Source organism: uncultured Phocaeicola sp. (assembly GCF_948499155.1).
Classification (GTDB): domain Bacteria; phylum Bacteroidota; class Bacteroidia; order Bacteroidales; family Bacteroidaceae; genus Phocaeicola; species Phocaeicola faecalis.
In genome coordinates, this window is sequence record NZ_CAOOSE010000017.1 from 44,576 (window position 1) to 62,367 (window position 17,792).

At 43.5% G+C, this 17,792-nt stretch carries 15 protein-coding genes; 7 read left to right on the forward strand and 8 right to left on the reverse strand.

Annotated elements, in window-relative coordinates:
• The first annotated feature begins 1 nt into the window (after position 1).
• Genes sufB through QYT14_RS12490 form a run of 4 tightly spaced genes read left to right on the forward strand, consistent with a single transcriptional unit; the run spans position 2 to position 4,796 of the window.
• Entirely contained in the window at positions 2-1,453 is a 1,452-nt protein-coding gene (gene sufB / locus QYT14_RS12475) for a Fe-S cluster assembly protein SufB (RefSeq protein ID WP_288325089.1), read from the forward strand.
• An 18-nt stretch (positions 1,454-1,471) separates the two neighbouring features.
• Complete coding sequence (sufC, locus tag QYT14_RS12480; RefSeq protein ID WP_288325090.1) at positions 1,472-2,224, forward strand: Fe-S cluster assembly ATPase SufC; 753 nt, start codon at positions 1,472-1,474, stop codon at positions 2,222-2,224.
• Positions 2,225-2,226: 2 nt separating this feature from the next.
• Positions 2,227-3,570 (forward strand): Fe-S cluster assembly protein SufD, encoded by a 1,344-nt coding sequence (sufD, locus tag QYT14_RS12485; protein WP_237038725.1) that lies wholly within the window; start codon positions 2,227-2,229, stop codon positions 3,568-3,570.
• A gap of 11 nt (positions 3,571-3,581) precedes the next feature.
• Positions 3,582-4,796, forward strand: coding sequence for a cysteine desulfurase (locus QYT14_RS12490; protein ID WP_288325091.1), 1,215 nt, complete (start codon positions 3,582-3,584; stop codon positions 4,794-4,796).
• 147 nt (positions 4,797-4,943) lie between these two features.
• On the opposite strand, the gene QYT14_RS12495 is transcribed toward QYT14_RS12490, so the two are convergent.
• The 4 genes from QYT14_RS12495 to QYT14_RS12510 all read right to left on the reverse strand — a co-directional run bounded on the left by QYT14_RS12495 (position 4,944) and on the right by QYT14_RS12510 (position 7,655).
• Positions 4,944-5,549, reverse strand: coding sequence for a lysine exporter LysO family protein (locus tag QYT14_RS12495; protein WP_288325092.1), 606 nt, complete (start codon positions 5,547-5,549; stop codon positions 4,944-4,946).
• On the reverse strand, positions 5,546-5,827 hold the full coding sequence (locus QYT14_RS12500; RefSeq protein WP_237038722.1) for a LysO family transporter: 282 nt from the start codon (positions 5,825-5,827) through the stop codon (positions 5,546-5,548). The genes QYT14_RS12495 and QYT14_RS12500 overlap by 4 nt, the downstream gene beginning before the upstream one ends.
• 114 nt (positions 5,828-5,941) lie before the next feature.
• Complete coding sequence (locus QYT14_RS12505) at positions 5,942-6,541, reverse strand: YhcH/YjgK/YiaL family protein (protein ID WP_288325093.1); 600 nt, start codon at positions 6,539-6,541, stop codon at positions 5,942-5,944.
• Positions 6,542-6,575: 34 nt separating this feature from the next.
• Positions 6,576-7,655, reverse strand: coding sequence for a BF3164 family lipoprotein (locus QYT14_RS12510; protein WP_289307082.1), 1,080 nt, complete (start codon positions 7,653-7,655; stop codon positions 6,576-6,578).
• Positions 7,656-7,870: 215 nt separating this feature from the next.
• Here QYT14_RS12510 and QYT14_RS12515 point away from each other — a divergent pair, with 215 nt between their 5' ends.
• The gene (locus tag QYT14_RS12515) at positions 7,871-8,476 is read left to right on the forward strand and encodes a ribonuclease HII (protein ID WP_237038719.1); all 606 of its coding nucleotides are present in this window, start codon (positions 7,871-7,873) and stop codon (positions 8,474-8,476) included.
• A gap of 135 nt (positions 8,477-8,611) precedes the next feature.
• Here QYT14_RS12515 and QYT14_RS12520 read toward each other — a convergent pair whose 3' ends face one another.
• The 4 genes from QYT14_RS12520 to QYT14_RS12535 form a co-directional block, all read right to left on the reverse strand.
• A complete protein-coding gene (locus QYT14_RS12520) occupies positions 8,612-8,788 on the reverse strand; it encodes a hypothetical protein (RefSeq protein ID WP_237038718.1) in 177 nt (58 codons plus the stop codon).
• Positions 8,789-9,478: 690 nt separating this feature from the next.
• Positions 9,479-10,792: an L-fucose:H+ symporter permease gene (gene fucP, locus QYT14_RS12525; RefSeq protein ID WP_237038717.1), complete on the reverse strand. Its 1,314-nt coding sequence runs from the start codon at positions 10,790-10,792 to the stop codon at positions 9,479-9,481.
• A gap of 200 nt (positions 10,793-10,992) precedes the next feature.
• A complete protein-coding gene (fucI, locus tag QYT14_RS12530) occupies positions 10,993-12,768 on the reverse strand; it encodes an L-fucose isomerase (RefSeq protein ID WP_288325095.1) in 1,776 nt (591 codons plus the stop codon).
• Positions 12,769-12,822: 54 nt separating this feature from the next.
• Positions 12,823-13,803: a GntR family transcriptional regulator gene (locus QYT14_RS12535; protein ID WP_288325097.1), complete on the reverse strand. Its 981-nt coding sequence runs from the start codon at positions 13,801-13,803 to the stop codon at positions 12,823-12,825.
• 241 nt (positions 13,804-14,044) lie between these two features.
• Between QYT14_RS12535 and QYT14_RS12540 the strand changes: the two genes are divergently transcribed.
• Complete coding sequence (locus QYT14_RS12540; protein WP_288325098.1) at positions 14,045-16,054, forward strand: HAMP domain-containing sensor histidine kinase; 2,010 nt, start codon at positions 14,045-14,047, stop codon at positions 16,052-16,054.
• 89 nt (positions 16,055-16,143) lie between these two features.
• Complete coding sequence (gene gpmI / locus QYT14_RS12545; RefSeq protein ID WP_288325099.1) at positions 16,144-17,658, forward strand: 2,3-bisphosphoglycerate-independent phosphoglycerate mutase; 1,515 nt, start codon at positions 16,144-16,146, stop codon at positions 17,656-17,658.
• Positions 17,659-17,792: the final 134 nt, after the last annotated feature.

Consider the following 17,792-nt stretch of genomic DNA (forward strand, 5'->3'; position numbering starts at 1 on the left):
TATGCAAGAAGAACCCAATAAATATGTGAAAGAGCTGACGCAGGAGAAGTATAAATATGGCTTCACTACGGATGTTCACACAGACATTATAGAGAAGGGGTTGAATGAGGATGTCATTCGGTTGATTTCTGCCAAGAAAGAGGAACCGGAATGGCTGTTGGAATTCCGATTGAAAGCATACCGCCATTGGCTTACAATGGAGATGCCTACATGGGCGCACCTCACGATTCCCGAAATAGATTATCAGGCTATTTCTTATTATGCCGACCCGACCAAGAAGAAGGAAGGTCCCAAGAGCTTGGATGAAGTAGACCCGGAACTGATTAAGACCTTTAATAAATTAGGTATTCCTCTGCACGAACAGCGTCAACTGAGTGGTATGGCGGTAGATGCGGTCATGGACTCTGTATCGGTAAAGACTACTTTTCGCGAAACGTTGTTGGAGAAAGGCATTATTTTCTGCTCATTCAGTGAGGCAGTGAAGGAACATCCTGATTTGGTACAGAAATATATGGGCTCGGTGGTGGGCTATCGTGATAACTTCTTTGCCGCACTAAATTCGGCTGTATTTAGCGATGGCTCTTTTGTGTATATTCCGAAAGGAGTGCGCTGCCCTATGGAGCTTTCTACTTATTTCCGTATCAATGCGGCAAATACCGGACAGTTTGAACGTACATTGATTGTGGCGGATGATGATAGTTATGTGTCATATCTGGAAGGATGTACGGCTCCTCAGCGTGATGAAAACCAGTTGCATGCCGCTATTGTGGAGATTGTGGTGCACGATCGTGCCGAAGTGAAATATTCTACTGTCCAAAACTGGTATCCGGGGGATGCCGAAGGTAAAGGAGGTATTTATAACTTCGTGACTAAGCGCGGACATTGTAAAGGGGTGGACAGCAAATTGAGTTGGACACAGGTGGAAACGGGTTCGGCCATTACGTGGAAGTATCCGAGTTGTATCCTGAGTGGAGATAATTCTACGGCGGAATTCTATTCTGTTGCTGTCACCAATAACTACCAGCAGGCCGATACCGGTACCAAGATGATTCATCTGGGTAAAAATACACGTTCTACGATTGTGAGTAAAGGCATCAGTGCAGGCAAAAGCCAGAATTCGTATCGTGGATTGGTGCGTGTGGCCGAGAAAGCCGAGAATGCACGTAATTACAGTCAGTGCGACTCTCTGCTGCTGGGCAGCCATTGCGGTGCACATACTTTCCCTTACATGGATATTCACAATGAAACGGCTGTGGTGGAGCACGAAGCAACGACCAGCAAAATCAGTGAAGACCAATTGTTCTATTGTAATCAGCGCGGCATTCCGACAGAAGATGCCATCGGGCTGATTGTGAACGGTTATGCTAAAGAAGTTATCAATAAACTTCCGATGGAGTTTGCTGTGGAGGCTCAAAAGCTGTTGGCTATTTCATTGGAAGGAAGCGTAGGATAAATAAAAAGATAAAGGATTATGTTAGAGATAAAAGATTTGCATGCCAGTGTCAATGGCAAAGAGATATTGAAAGGTATTGATTTGAATATAAAGAAGGGTGAGGTTCATGCTATCATGGGGCCGAATGGTTCCGGCAAGAGTACCCTTTCGTCTGTATTGGTAGGTAATCCGGCTTTCGAGGTGACGAAAGGTTCGGTTACATTTGAAGGAAAAGACTTGTTGGCGTTGAGTCCTGAAGACCGTAGCCATGAAGGTTTGTTCCTTTCGTTCCAATATCCGGTAGAAATCCCCGGTGTGAGCATGGTGAACTTCATGCGTGCTGCGGTGAACGAAAAACGGAAGTATGAAGGTTTGACGCCTTTGACTGCCAGCGAGTTCTTAAAGTTGATGCGCGAGAAGCGTGCAGTTGTCGAGTTGGACAATAAGCTGGCCAATCGTTCGGTGAATGAGGGCTTCTCGGGTGGAGAGAAAAAGCGTAACGAGATATTCCAGATGGCAATGCTTGAACCGAAGTTAAGTATTTTGGACGAGACAGATTCAGGGCTGGATATTGATGCTTTGCGTATCGTAGCGGAAGGTGTGAACAAGTTGAAAACTCCCGAAACCAGTTGTATCGTGATTACTCATTACCAACGTCTGCTGGACTATATCAAACCGGATATCGTTCATGTGCTTTATAAAGGCCGTATTGTGAAAACTGCCGGTCCGGAACTGGCATTGGAATTGGAAAAGCGTGGTTACGATTGGATTAAAGCTGAATTAGGAAAATAATTATGAGAGCAGAACAACAATATATTGACCTCTTTTCCCAATGCGAAGCAATGATATGCAAGCATAGTGCCGAGGTGTTGAATGCTCCCCGTGCACAGGCATTTGCTGATTTTGAACGATTGGGATTCCCTACTCGCAAGCAGGAGAAGTATAAATACATCGATGCAAGTAAGTTGTTTGAGCCTGATTATGGCTTGAACCTGAACCGACTTGATATACCGGTGAATCCATACGAAGTGTTTAAGTGTGATGTGCCTAATATGAGCACTTCTCTTTACTTTGTAGTGAATGATGCTTTCTATAATAAATCATTGACCAAATCACAATTGCCGGAAGGCGTACTGTTGGGTAGCCTGAAAGAATTGTCCGAACAACATCCTGAGTTGGTAAAGAAGTATTATGGTAAACTGGCCGATACAGCCAAGGACGGTATTACTGCCTTTAATACAACCTTTGCGCAGGATGGTTTTATGTTGTATGTTCCCAAGGGAGTAGTCATAGACAAGCCGATTCAGTTGGTGAATATTCTTCGTGCAGATGTCAATTTTATGGTGAACCGCCGTATTCTGATTGTGCTGGAAGATGGGGCACAAGCCCGCCTGCTTGTCTGCGACCATGCAATGGATAATGTGAACTTCCTTTCTACGCAGGTGATTGAAGCTCATATCGGCGAGAATGCGGTCTTCGATTTATACGAACTTGAAGAAACCCATACCAGCAGTGTGCGTTTCAGTAACCTTTATGTGAATCAGGAAGCCAACAGTAATGTCTTACTGAACGGCATGACTTTGCACAACGGTACTACCCGCAATACAACGGAAGTGACATTGTCGGGCCGGGGGGCCGAAATCAATCTTTGCGGCATGGCCATTGCTGATAAGAACGAGCAGGTGGATAACCATACTTTTATTGACCATAAAGTGAGTGACTGCACCAGCAACGAACTGTTTAAGTATGTATTGGATGACCAGGCAGTCGGTGCTTTTGCAGGAAAGGTATTGGTACGTCCGGGAGCACAACATACCAATTCCCAACAGACCAACCGCAATCTTTGCGCTACGCGTGATGCACACATGTACACTCAGCCTCAACTGGAGATTTATGCAGATGATGTGAAATGTTCACATGGAGCCACTGTAGGACAGTTGGATGAAAATGCATTATTCTATATGCAGCAGCGCGGTATCAGTCTTCATGAGGCCCGGCTGTTGTTGATGTTTGCATTCGTGAATGAAGTGATTGACACCATCCGTCTGGAGGCATTGAAAGACCGCCTGCACCTGTTGGTGGAAAAACGCTTCCGTGGCGAACTGAACAAGTGCCAGGGTTGCGCTATGTGTAAATAGAAAGGATAACTATGTACGATATACAGAAAATAAGGGAAGACTTTCCGATATTGAGCAGGGAAGTATATGGTAAGCCGCTTATCTATTTGGACAATGGGGCAACCACACAGAAACCGCGTTGTGTTGTAGAAGCCATTACCGACGAATATTATTCGGTCAATGCCAATGTTCATCGCGGTGTGCACTTTCTTTCCCAGCAGGCGACCGAGTTGCACGAAGCCTCACGCGAAACTGTTCGTAAGTTTATCAATGCACGCAGTTCGAATGAAATCGTGTTTACACGGGGGACTACTGAAAGTATCAATCTGTTGGCCTCTTCCTTTGCCGAAAGTCAGATGAAGGAAGGTGACGAGGTGATTGTTTCTACCATGGAACACCATAGCAATATCGTTCCTTGGCAATTGCAGGCCGAGAAAAGAGGTATTGTGCTGAAGGTTATTCCGATGAATGATAAGGGTGAACTGCTTATAGATGAGTATGAGAAACTCTTTTCTGAACGTACAAAATTAGTGAGCCTAGTGCATGTCAGCAATGTACTCGGAACTGTAAATCCGGTGAAGGAGATGATTGCAACGGCTCACGGTCACGGTGTCCCTGTCCTGATAGACGGTGCACAGAGCGTACCTCACATGAAAGTGGACGTGCAGGACTTGGATGCAGACTTTTTTGCATTTAGCGGGCATAAGATATATGGACCTACGGGGGTAGGTGTACTTTATGGAAAAGAGGAATGGTTGGATAAAATTCCGCCTTATCAGGGGGGAGGGGAAATGATACAGAGTGTCAGTTTCGAGAAAACCACTTTCAATGAACTTCCTTTTAAGTTTGAAGCCGGAACACCCGATTATATCGGCACCACGGCATTGGCAAAAGCGCTTGATTATGTATCGGCTGTCGGAATGGACAACATTGCTGCCTATGAGCACGAATTGACTGTGTATGCCATGAAACGTTTGAAAGAGATAGAAGGGATGCGTATCTTTGGTGAGGCGGAACACAAAAGTGGTGTCGTTTCTTTTCTGGTAGGGAATATTCATCATTTGGATATGGGAACCTTGCTCGACCGATTGGGCATTGCTGTCCGTACCGGACATCATTGTGCGCAACCGTTGATGATTCGTTTGGGTATAGAAGGGACAGTGCGTGCTTCTTTTGGACTTTATAATACGAAAGAGGAGATAGAAGCTTTGGCTGCCGGCATCGAACGTGTCAGCAAAATGTTTTGACCCTCTGCTTCTTCGATTCTTCAGGCACGGATTTCACGGATTTACACGGATGAATTTATTTCTTTTCCGTGTTTCCGTGTAATCCGTGCCTGAATTATGTTGATTGATAACTCCGATTGGGTTTGTTTATCCGGCGAATGATAAAACTTACGGAAACGAACAAAATAAAGTGACTAGAAACGGTACGCTAAAATCTACCACAAACCCATGGAAAATAGAAACGACCACAAAACTTTCCCCCGCTGTCCTTGTGATAATAGGCAGGGTTGTATCCATAGTAGTTGCTCCACCGGATGATATGGGGGCAAGATTTCCAAACCATCTTACAAGCAAAGGTGCAAACAGCAGTGTAATAATCTCACGCGATATATTGGACAGTAAGGCAATAGTTCCTAATTCCGCTCCTTTATATTCGGTTATGAAGATGCTTGACAATGAATAGTAACCGAAGCCGGAGCCGACAGCCAGACAATCCGACAAAGAACGGTGGGAGAGGAATAAACTGATAACCGCGCATCCTGCTAATGTGCCTAAAATGGTCATGACGGGCAGAAATATAAGGCGTGGATTGAGTGAACGGAAATTGCGGAGTGTCTGCGGGTCATTTCCCACGCTGATGCCCACGCTGAACATTAATGCGCATAGGGCATAATAACTTAAATTGCTTTGCGTAAAGTCGTATGGAATCAGATGATAAGCCCCGCATAGCGTGCCGATAACAAAAAAAGAGATGATAATCAGACTTCCTTTCATGCTTCGGTCCTCCCGTTTCTTTTATATACCATATACCATAATGCCCAGGCAGCAGTGACGCTACCCAGTACGGCTGCCAAGGTGAGGGTGATAGCTTCCAAACCGATAGTATGTAATCCGTTGATAATCTCTTGATTACCTCCCACATCTATTCCCAGCAGGAAAAGCAGTAGCCAAATAAAAACAGTAATGACTTTGTGTATCCACGATAGTCGTTGTTTGCGTAGCAGAAAGCCGAGTAACATCCCGGCAAACATAATTCCTATAATAGTAAACATATCTTTTATCGTTTTGCTGCAAAGATACGTCCTTTTCTGTAAAAGAAGAGCCTATCTTGCTTGCAAAATAGGCTCTTGTCTGTCTTTGGAGAAGACATATTTTATAGCCGGGCTTTATTGTATATAGTCCAGTTTCACCACAATGACCCTGATATCTTGCGAACCGCTGTCTGTCGCAATTTTTGCAATGTGCCAGTCACAAGGGAAAAACAAGAAGAAACGTCCGGGTGTGGAGTCTATAAAAGTTGTTTTATCCACATCGAAGTCATAGCTTATAAAGTCAGGTGTATAAGCACGGTTAGGGTAAGAGCTGGCATGGTCCAGCAATCCGAAGCGTTCCGTGCCCTTCACCACATATTGGAAATCTATATGATGGTAATGTGATTCTGAGCCTCGTTTCTCCAGTGGGTCATTTTTGCTGTCTTCAACGGATACAACCAGCGAGGTTCCTTCTATCGGATGTCTTCCGGCAGGTATGGTTTGCAAATCATGGCTTGCCAGCCATTTGAACATGGCATCCCATTGTGCCTGATTTTTGTTGTACTGTGCTTGGAATTCCTTCAGATTGGTACAGACATCGGGCAATGCTTTGAAGCCATTGCTCCAGGTGCGTGATAAAGTCCATTTCAAGGGATTGTCGCATTGTGCATAAACCTTTGTCAGCGGAGCCACTGCCAATAGGATAGTGAATAGAATGAATTTGAGTGTTTTCATAATAGCTTATTTAATTTTTTGAACAATAATAATCTTATAGCTCATATTTTAAAATACTATAACCTGTTTCCGGAGACTCGCTTACAGCAAAGAGATATTGATTGTCAGGCGAGATAGCTATCTGCAATACCTCACAATCTAACTTCATTTTTTCCAATAGATTCCCATCCCAGTCATAACATCTCACCTCATTACCACGCATCAATCCTCGAGCACAGTCTCTTTCTTTTTTTCCACTATATAAAGCATAAACCTTTTTATCAGATGCAGTAACCCAAGCGTAGTGCCGCAAAGATTCTTTTGTGAAAGCAGCCTGTACATTCTCCGAATCAAAATGTTCCACATAAATATCATTAGGGTATTGAGCTTTGACAAATTTAGTCTTCAAACCATTCCCATCCAATCGCGCAAATCCTATCACATCGGCACCATAACAAGCCACCGCCAATTTTTCAGCATCTGGAGATACTGCGCTACACGAAGCATACAACTGAATATTAGCTCTGTCTGTAAGTTCACTGTTTACTTTTTCTTTATCAGGATAAGCCTCATAATAAGAAAACTCTGTCATTTGCTGATTAAAATAGGCTAACATTCCTTCTGGAGCAGCACCGGATGCCAGCATTTTCCCATTTGACAAAAATTTCTGCCAGCCACCAATCATTGCATTTTTGGGTAGCTTCTCAGGTTGAAAACGAAAGATTTCTTTTATATTGGGGTGTGCTTTTTCAATATCCGATTCCGACACTTCATAAATTAGATTCTTTAAGACATCAGACAAGTAAAAGCAGCGACCGGCTTTAGAGTATTGTATACTGGATAAAAGCAACATTTCTCCGGGACCTTCTCCGTGAAGTAAAAACTGATTTATTTTTTTCCTTTCGTTTAGTGTATATACTTCTAAAATCGTATCACTCTTCATATTTCCCAAAATTAAATATTTGTCTGTCACACAAATATGATAGGGAGTACCTAAACTTTCATCGGACAAAAGCTTCACCGACGACAGGGTACGTATAGCGGGCTGAGATGCCTTATCCGAACAAGAAGTCAGTAAAAAATTGGAAACAGCAATGGTTATAATGGCCATGCCTATAAAAAAAATCTTTTTCATATATAATTCTTATTTTAACTTACAAGCGCAAGTAAGCGAAAAAAAACATGAAACACAAGCAATATCTATTTTAATATCGGTTGAGGCTATTGAAATTTGAATGGTCGAAGTAAAGCTTAGCTCCTATATAAAAATAACTGTTTATTTTGAGACTGTCTACTGATTTTTTCTTTTAAACAAGTATCTTTGCAGACGACAATTTGAAATGCAATAGTATGCTGTTACCTTACTTAAACAAAGAATTGGTGGAAGCCGGATGCGATGAGGCCGGCCGTGGATGTTTGGCCGGTTCGGTTTATGCCGCTGCCGTTATCTTGCCAAAAGATTTTAAAAATGAGCTGTTGAATGACTCCAAGCAATTGACAGAACACCAGCGGTATGCTCTTCGTGAAGTGATAGAAAAGGAGGCTTTGGCATGGGCTGTGGGAGTGGTGACACCTGCAGAGATTGATGAGATAAATATTCTGAATGCTTCATTTCTGGCTATGCATCGTGCTGTGGATGGGTTGAAACTGAAGCCCCAACATTTGTTGATAGATGGAAATCGCTTTAAAAAGTATCAGGATATACCGCATACCACAGTGGTGAAAGGAGATGGCAAATATCTTTCTATTGCAGCAGCTTCTATTCTGGCAAAGACGTATCGTGATGACTATATGAATACTTTGCATGAAGAGTATCCTTATTATGACTGGAGTTCTAATAAGGGATATCCTACCAAGAAACATCGTGCGGCCATCAGGGAATATGGCACGACTCCTTACCATCGGATGACATTTAACCTTTTAGGGGAAGACCCGCAATTGTCATTACAGTTTTGATTATATATGTAGGTTTATGCGTACGTACGTGCAGGCTTATGCGTATATACGTGTAGCCCGATGCGTACGTACGTGTAGCCCGATGCGTATGTACGTGTGAACTGATGCCTACGTCCACATTGAAAAATAGGAAGCTCACACACTGAATGATGCAAAAAGACCTTGGTGTTTTTCAAAAAGCTCGGGATGTTTTTTAAAAAGCTCGGCATCTTTTTCAAAAAGCTCGGGATGTTTTTGTAGGGGCAGATTGTATCTTACTCTCACCAAGTCGGTCATTTCCTTTTCTCCGTTCATCCTTACATTTTGATTCATATACGCTGGCTATCAACCTGTTAAAGATGACAGCACATCCCCTCATCCTCCCTTCAGCCACGCTTTCCAAGTCCCTTCATAATCTGCCTTCAGCGATTGTATGTGTACTCCTCTTTTTAGCCCACCGTTTTCTGTAGGGGCAGACCAGTGTGTCTGCCTGAGAACGGTTTACTTGAAGCTATCGGGAGTGTGTCAAAACTAAACCGACCTATTCCATCGTCAGCTGTAGGGGCAGGGTTTGCCTGCCCGAAGACACAAAGCAAACTGTTTTCGGGCGAGCGAACCTCGCCCCTACGAACGAAACGACAGCATTATCCACGTTTTGACACCCACCTACCGTAAATGAAAGCGTTATAGAAAAAGTTAAGGCGGAAGAAATTTGACGAATGAAAGGAGGCTGAAAGGACGGTGACAAGAGGTCCATTCACTATCGGAACCCCCATCAACAGGGCGTTTTAGCGGTTAATGAAGGGAGGAAGGAAGAGACCGAATTTCCGTTTGTAGGGCGAAAAATACAGTTGGTTTTTGTGGATTCAGTCATTGTATGATAAGCCATTCAGGGGAAAAGTCGAGAGCCGGCATTACACCCTATTATTTGCCACGGACTTTAGAGCATGCTCCCCCCAAAAAAAGAAATAGGTTTGCTAATATGAAATATTGATGAGCAAACCTATTTTCTGAGTGACAGGATTAATATTTTCCTCGTTTGTAAGAACGGTGCCCGTAAATGACAATCACTACAAAGCAGATGAACGGCAAGATAAATGAGAGGTTTACTGCCGGCATATTCCAAAGAGTTTGCATATCGATAATGCTAGCCTGTAACGGCGGAAGCACCGAGCCTCCCAGGATAGCCATAATCAAACCGGCGGCGCCGAACTTGGCATCATCTCCCAAGCCGGTCAAAGCGATACCGTAGATGGTGGGGAACATCAATGACATGCAGGCAGAAACTGCTACCAGACAATACATACCCCAGATATTTTGGAAGAAAATAACACCCGCCGTGAAGAAACATCCTGCCACTGCAAGTATAGCCAGAAGTTTTCCGGGGTTGAGATAACGTAAGATGAAAGTACATACAAAACGGCTGATACAGAAAATAATCATTGCAATGATGTTATATTCCTGAGAAAGGACTTCTGCCGCCTTTTCTTCCATACCTTGTGACATAAATAAATGAGTGCCGTATTGGATGATGAAAGTCCAGCACATGATTTGGGCACCGACATAGAAGAATTGTGCCACAACTCCTTCCCGATAGTGGGGGATGGAGAAAATACGTTTGAGGGTGGGGCCGAAATTAATACTGTGTGACTGGTCGCCGTTCTTTGGCATTTTAGTAAAGCGAATCACCAAAAGCATGACGAATATGACGATTCCAATGGTGAGATAGGGAGCTATCAATACCGAAAGGTCGGAATCACGCACAGCGGCAAACTCGGTCGGGGGGAGCTGTGCACGTTCTGCCGTATCCATCGGATTAAGTTTCGCCTGAATAAAGTTCATGGCTACATACATACCCAGCAAAGACCCCATCGGATTGAAAGACTGGGCCAAATTGAGTCGCCGGGTGGCAGTTTCTTCTGTTCCCATCGACAGGATATATGGATTGGAGCTGGTTTCCAAAAATGAGAGTCCGCAGGTAAGAATAAAATAAGCCAATAAGAAAGGATAATAACTGCCGGTCATTTTTGCGGGGAAAAATAGGAAAGCTCCTATGGCATAAAGGCTCAGTCCTAAAAGAATGCCGGCCTTATAGGAATATTTACGAATGAACATTGCTGCCGGAAATGCCATAGCAAAATAGCCCCCATAGAAGGCGACTTGTACCAAGGCACCGTCAGTGACGCTCATTCGGAAAATTTTAGAGAAAGCCTTTACCATCGGATTGGTGATGTCATTGGCAAATCCCCACAAGGCAAAGCAACAGGTGACTAGTATAAAAGGCAATATATAACTGATTCCGTCTTTATGCAAAATAGGTTGGTCTGTATCTTTCATGGTTTGTTTTCTTCAAAGTATATATAAGGTATTCATTGACGGAGTGTGTCAAAACTAAACCGACCTATCCCATCGTCAGTTGTAGGGGCAGGATTTGCCTGCCCGAAGGCACAAAGCAAACTGTTTTCGGGCGAGCTAACCTCGCCCCTACGAACGAAACGACAGCATTATCGACGTTTTGACACACCCACGTGTAATTGTTATTTGTAGATAGGCCCGTAAGTAGTGCAAGCTCTATAGTCCGAACCTTCTTTGTCCATACCGAAAGCGTTCCATGCAGCCGGACGGAAAATCTTATCGTCTTCTATATTATGCATGCATACCGGGATGCGGAGCATAGAAGCCAGTGTGATAAGGTCTTGTCCGATGTGACCGTAACTGATGGCACCGTGGTTTGCGCCCCAGTTGTTCATTACTGAATATACATCTTTGAATGCCGGTTTGTCGCACAGGCGCGGAACGAACCAAGTGGTGGGCCAAGTGGGGTCGGTACGCATATTCAATATATTGTGGATTTCCGGGTCGATATCCACTGTCCATCCTTCAGCCAACTGTAATACGGGGCCGAGGCCTTTGACCAGGTTGAGACGCATCATGGTTACAGGCATACCGCCTTTTGACAGGAAGTTGGAAGAGAAACCGCCGCCACGGAAATAGTCGCGGTCTGCCGGATACCAAGTTGTCGCTTTCAGACAGGCTTCCATGTCCGCTTCGGTCATTTCCCAATTGGGCTTCATGCAGGGCTCTCCGGCAGCATTACGGCTTTCACCGGTGGCATCCAATGTAGTAGCACCTGAATTGATGAGGTGGATAATACCATTCTGGGCCATTCCGGTCAGTTCCTTGCCGGTGACACGTTTTACAGCTTCGGGGCTCCAGTAAGTACGGATGTCCGAGAACATCTGGCCGCAACCGCTCAGTAAATGACCGAATAGCATAGCAACACCGTTGCAGGCATCATTTTCGGTAGCCAAGACAAAGGCTTCGCGGATACCGTTCCAGTCGAAAGTGGTATTTAATAATGCTTCGGTAAAGTCACCGTTGGGTTTCCAGTCAGTCCATTGGCGTTGTCCTTGGAAGCCGGCAGCAATGGCATTGTGTCCGATGGCTTCTTCTTTGTATCCCATTTCACGCAGTTTAGGATTACCGGTCATCAGGTCACGCATGATGAGTGTCATTTTCACAATGAATTCCCAATCCTGATCTTTCTGTTCACGTGTTTTGCGCTTTTCTGGGCGGTTCTTAAAGTCTTCGCCTTCATTGGGCTTACAATATTTTTCAGTCCATGCCATCGCTTTGGCATATTCTTCGTGATCATAGATGCCCTCTTCCATGCGGCGCAGGATTTCTGTTTCATCCACGCTCTCATTGCGGATGCCCAAATATTCTTGGAAGAAGTTCGGGTCTACGATAGAACCGGCGATACCCATGCAGACACTGCCGAAAGAAAGATAGCTCTTTCCACGCATATTGGCAACAGCCATGGCAGCGCGGGCAAAACGCAACAGTTTTTCGGCTACATCTGCCGGAATGGTATTGTCGTCCAAATCTTGTACATCATGTCCATAGATGCCAAATGCAGGAAGACCTTTCTGTGCATGTCCCGCCAATACTGCTGCCAGATATACGGCTCCCGGACGTTCCGTTCCGTTGAAGCCCCATACGGCTTTGGGCCAGTGCGGATTCATATCCATTGTTTCCGAACCATAACACCAGCAACTGGTCACAGTAATGGTGGCTCCTACACCTTCGCGTTCAAATTTCTCGGCACAGGCAGCGCTTTCGCCTACACGTCCGATGGTACTGTCGGCAATAACACATTCCACAGGACTGCCGTCACCATTCTTCAAATTAGTGGAGATTAGTTCGGCAACAGCTTTTGCCAAATTCATAGTCTTTTCTTCAAGACTTTCACGAACACCACCCTGGCGGCCGTCGATAGTGGGACGAATCCCGATTTTCGGATACTTTTTCATGATATTATTGATAATAAGTTTTTAATTATATGTTTTTTGACTTCTATTTTCTCGTTATAAAGAATGCCTGATGTGCACTTCGGTCGGCAGATATTCTTTTATTTCTTTGCCTGACAGGACAAAATCTGCTGCCAGCTTTCCCATTTGCTCCCAGTCAATGCTTATAGAAGTAATGCCTTGGTCAATCACTTCATAAGAGGGAGTGTCATTGTAGGCCAATAGCCCGAAATCGCTTCCGCATTTTAGCCCTTCGCTGCGGCTTCTCTTAATGATATTCACCACATCTATCTGGCGTATGACTATATATGCTTCTCCTTTCTTTATGTTTATTTCGTCGGTATTGTCGATTATTTCTCCTTTCAGTTGTCTCTCACGGCAGAATTTTATAAAATATCTGCTACTGCTGCCGGGATGCTTGCTTTCGCGGGGAAGCAATAGGATGAGTTTCTCATATTTACCCAATTGCTTTTCCAAACGGTTCAATGCCTGATAAAATCCATCATCAAAATCTTGGCATACATACGAATATCCTTTTTTGTCGAACTTCCCGAAGTCCAGTAGCAATAGTTTGGATGGCTCTATCTTATAAAGATTGCTGGAGAACTTCTCATTGTCAAAGTTCATCACGATATATTTGTTATACCTTCCCGATGATTCGCGGATAATGGTGTTGAAGAGTCTTTCGTTATATTGGTGAAAGAGCAGGTCCACTTTGTAATTAATTGATAGCCTCTTGATGAAACTGTTGTAAAGTGAATATTTGAACTGAGAGTATTCATCCAGCAGTAATAGAATGTTCTTTAATTTATTGGTGACATAATACCCTTTGCCGGGAGTGGAATCAATCATGCCGCGGTCTTTCAAGTCGATAAAAGCCTTGAAGACCGTATCTCTCGAAACATGGTAGTTACGGCTCAATTGATTGATGGAGGGCAATGCACAGTCCGATTCGTAGGTGCCCATGGAAATCTCTTGACTGATTAAATCAGCCAATTGCTTCACTTTCGTTGTCTGTTGTCCAAAGGTTATCTTCATGTGTTATTCAAGAATTAAATTCAGACGCCAACTGTGCTGAACTGTCCCGATGCAAAGAAATGTAATTTATTTATAAACAGCAAGATGAATTGGTATGTTTTGCAACACGGTTTTGCAGAGATTAATCATTCTGTTTATTTTCTGCAGAAATAATATCATAGATTATGTTGGATGATATGTGACAATTGGTTATTTTTGTCACTTGGGTCGACATTAAAATTAACCAAACACTTTAAAGGTGATGAGAAACCTCTATTTATTAATCCTGTTCTTGGGATGGTCCTTTGGAATTCTTCAAGTACAAGCGCTGAACGACGGGCAGTACGGGCAAAGGTCTGACCGTGTTATTGCCAAAGAGAATAATCTGGAAGTTTTGACGAACTCTATGGATGCTACCCGTGGGGCAGAGCATTTGCAATGGGCAAAGAAACTTTATCAGGTCGCACTGGAGAAGAAAGACGAATATCATAAAGAAGAGGCCTTGCGTGAGATTATGGCCTATTATGTGAATAAAGATATCAAAGACACTGCGAGGTATTATATAGCTGAGGCGGAACGTAGCTTGCAGGACAGTCCATATAAAGAACACCTGCTTGCATTTATGAAAACCATAATGGATGTTCGTGTGGTTTATTACACGGATGGGGCGGAAGCGGATAGCCTGACGACGGAGGTATTGGTGAGGTTGAAAACAAAAAAGGATGCTTCCACACTGGAGAAGATATCCGATTACTATTTGTTGGGAGTCATAGCCGGACGGCGTGCGGATACAGGAGATGTGGAGAAGTCTAAAGAGGTGGTGGCTTATTTGGATGAAGTCTTGATGTTGACGGAAGATTTGCCTGTGCGGATAGGTATGTTGTTCCGCCCCAACTCTTTTTATATGATTTGTGGAAACTGTCTTCAGGAAGCAGATAGAGTGAATTATGCACTTCGTTATTTGGATATGTTGAACAAATATAAGGCAAGCCTGAAAGAAAAGAAACGTTATCTGATGAACCAGCGTCATTTCCTGAATGCTTATGGGATGCTGGCATGTTCATCGAACATCTTGGGAAAGGAAAAGGCGGCCGAATATTACAGAGAGTTTGTCAAATTGAACCATGACTACCCCGAAGATGCAAGTTTTACACCTACTTATGAATATCTTTTCACCTCCTATAATTACTATTTAACGCTCGGAAATTATGATAAAGTGGTGAATATATGTGATTCTCTTATCGTTCATTTCGCAGAGTTGAAGAAGGATGAATATGCTCTTCCTTTTGCTTTGGAAAAAGTGAACTATTGCGATAGCCTGCATCGCTATAAAGAAGCGTATCTGGCATATAAGGCGTATGATGAATTAAAAGAGAAGGTAAAGAGTTATACGGAAGCAAATGACGCCCGAGAGACTGCCATTAATCAGAAAGTAGATGAACTGATTATTGAAAAGCAGGCACTGGAAGCGCAAAAGAGCCGGATGCAAGTCTTTTTATTGCTGACTCTTTTTGTATTGGCTGTCTGCACTATTTTCTATATTATTTTCTTTTTGCGTAAGACGAAAGGACTCAACCGGAGATTGTTGGATGCGAATAACCAATTGATTGCTGCCGGAGAACGGTTGAAAGAGAGCGAAAAAATGAAATATGCTTTTCTGCGTAATCTTTGCAATGAAATATTAGCTCCTTTGAATGCCATAAAAGGCTTTTCTGATTTTCTGATAGATAATAAGGTGGAAGAAAAGGAATCGGTTGCTTTCCTGAAGATTATCAGTGACAATTCGGGACAGATAAACCGGACATTGGATGATATACAGGAGATAGCGCGACTGGATACGTGTGACGGTTCCTTGCCATTGGACTGGACCAATATACATACGTTGTGTATGCGTGAAGTGGATGATGTGAGAAGAAATGCTCCTCACGAGAAGGTAGAGTATGTGTTGGAAGGAGATCCTGAGAATGATACAGTACGCACTAACCAGACTTATTTCAGTTATGTATTGGGGCATTTGCTGAACCGTATCAACCAAATAATGGAGGAGGGGCGTATTGTTGTTTCTTATCGTTTGGAACCGGAGAAGAATGTGGCTTCGGTCTTGATAGCCGGAACAGGAAATGTATCTGCCGCCGGCGCAGCCTCTGCCGGTGCCAATGATGATGTGACCTGGCTGGTGTGCAAGATGATTGCCGAACGCATGAATGCTCATTTATGGAAAGATGAAGAATTCAAAGAGGGGCTGCGTTTTATCTTCGAACTTCCACAATAAAAAATAAGTGAAACATGATTCATTGACAGGGCTTTTTTGTACCTTTGCACCCGTAAAAGCGAGGATAAACTTTAAACAAAAATAAGATTATGAGCAAAAAAGCCCTTTTAATGATTCTTGATGGCTGGGGTATCGGCGACCAAGGTAAAGACGATGTAATCTTTAATACTCCTACTCCTTATTGGGATAGTCTGTTGGCTAATTATCCGCACTCTGAATTGCAGGCCAGCGGTGAAAATGTTGGTTTGCCTGATGGACAAATGGGTAACTCTGAAGTAGGACACTTGAATATCGGTGCCGGACGTATCGTTTACCAGGATTTGGTAAAGATTAACCGTGCCTGTGCTGACAATAGTATCATGAAGAATCCTGAGATTGTCTCTGCTTTTTCTTATGCTAAAGAAAACGGCAAGAACATTCACTTCATGGGATTGACTTCTAACGGTGGTGTACACAGTTCATTCGATCACTTGTTCAAACTTTGCGATATCGCTAAAGAATATGGTCTTGAGAATACATTTATTCACTGTTTTATGGATGGCCGTGACACCGACCCGAAGAGCGGTAAAGGTTTTATCGAACAACTGACTGCGCACTGCGAACAGTCAGCCGGAAAGATTGCCTCTATCGTAGGCCGTTTCTATGCTATGGACCGTGACAAACGTTGGGAACGTGTGAAAGAAGCATACGACTTGTTGGTTGAGGGTAAAGGAAAACAGGCTGCCGACATGGTTCAGGCTATGCAGGAGTCTTATGATGAAGGTGTTACCGATGAATTTATCAAACCGATTAACAACTCTACAGTAGACGGCACCATTAAAGAAGGTGATGTGGTTATCTTCTTCAATTACCGTAATGACCGTGCTAAAGAATTGACTGTTGTTTTGACTCAGCAGGATATGCCCGAACAGGGTATGCATACTATTCCGGGCTTGCAGTTCTATTGCATGACTCCGTATGATGCATCTTTCAAGGGAGTACATATCTTGTTCGATAAAGAAAATGTGCAGAACACGCTGGGCGAATATCTGGCAGCTAACGGCAAAACTCAGTTGCATATCGCTGAAACAGAAAAATATGCTCACGTGACTTTCTTCTTCAACGGTGGCCGTGAGACTCCGTATGATGCTGAAGAACGTATTCTGGTTCCATCGCCGAAGGTGGCTACCTACGACCTGAAGCCGGAAATGAGCGCTTACGAAGTGAAAGACAAACTGGTGGAAGCTATCAATACTCAAAAGTTCGATTTTATTGTTGTGAACTATGCCAACGGCGACATGGTAGGTCACACCGGTATTTATGGTGCAATAGAGAAAGCTGTCAAGGCGATTGACGAATGTGTGAAAGATACAGTGGAAGCAGCCAAAGCCAATGATTATGAAATTATTATCATAGCCGACCACGGTAATGCCGACCATGCATTGAATGAAGACGGCACTCCTAACACGGCTCACTCATTGAACCCTGTTCCGTTTGTATACGTTACTTCCAATAAGGATGCAAAAGTGGAAAATGGTGTGTTGGCAGACGTTGCTCCTTCTATCCTGCATATTCTGGGTATGTCACAGCCGGCAGAAATGACAGGAAAAGATTTGATTAAGTAATCATTTTCAATATTTCTGAACCGAAGTGGTGTTTTGAGAACATATAGTTTCTTGAAACACCTCTTTTTTTATGATGTACATATTGATTCTTTCTTTTAAAAGGTTACCTTTGTCATTGTTACACAAATTAGTAA

Bases quoted from the DNA above. Each gene is read 5' to 3' on its own strand.
- QYT14_RS12500 (WP_237038722.1), bottom strand. From the start codon at position 5,827: ATGTTTACTATTATAGGAATTATGTTTGCCGGGATGTTACTCGGCTTT.
- QYT14_RS12495 (WP_288325092.1), bottom strand. From the start codon at position 5,549: ATGAAAGGAAGTCTGATTATCATCTCTTTTTTTGTTATCGGCACGCTA.
- sufC (WP_288325090.1), top strand. From the start codon at position 1,472: ATGTTAGAGATAAAAGATTTGCATGCCAGTGTCAATGGCAAAGAGATA.
- QYT14_RS12535 (WP_288325097.1), bottom strand. From the start codon at position 13,803: ATGAAGATAACCTTTGGACAACAGACAACGAAAGTGAAGCAATTGGCT.
- QYT14_RS12510 (WP_289307082.1), bottom strand. From the start codon at position 7,655: ATGAAAAAGATTTTTTTTATAGGCATGGCCATTATAACCATTGCTGTT.
- fucI (WP_288325095.1), bottom strand. From the start codon at position 12,768: ATGAAAAAGTATCCGAAAATCGGGATTCGTCCCACTATCGACGGCCGC.
- sufD (WP_237038725.1), top strand. From the start codon at position 2,227: ATGAGAGCAGAACAACAATATATTGACCTCTTTTCCCAATGCGAAGCA.
- sufB (WP_288325089.1), top strand. From the start codon at position 2: ATGCAAGAAGAACCCAATAAATATGTGAAAGAGCTGACGCAGGAGAAG.
- QYT14_RS12520 (WP_237038718.1), bottom strand. From the start codon at position 8,788: ATGAATCAAAATGTAAGGATGAACGGAGAAAAGGAAATGACCGACTTG.
- QYT14_RS12540 (WP_288325098.1), top strand. From the start codon at position 14,045: ATGAGAAACCTCTATTTATTAATCCTGTTCTTGGGATGGTCCTTTGGA.
- QYT14_RS12505 (WP_288325093.1), bottom strand. From the start codon at position 6,541: ATGAAAACACTCAAATTCATTCTATTCACTATCCTATTGGCAGTGGCT.
- QYT14_RS12515 (WP_237038719.1), top strand. From the start codon at position 7,871: ATGCTGTTACCTTACTTAAACAAAGAATTGGTGGAAGCCGGATGCGAT.
- QYT14_RS12490 (WP_288325091.1), top strand. From the start codon at position 3,582: ATGTACGATATACAGAAAATAAGGGAAGACTTTCCGATATTGAGCAGG.
- fucP (WP_237038717.1), bottom strand. From the start codon at position 10,792: ATGAAAGATACAGACCAACCTATTTTGCATAAAGACGGAATCAGTTAT.
- gpmI (WP_288325099.1), top strand. From the start codon at position 16,144: ATGAGCAAAAAAGCCCTTTTAATGATTCTTGATGGCTGGGGTATCGGC.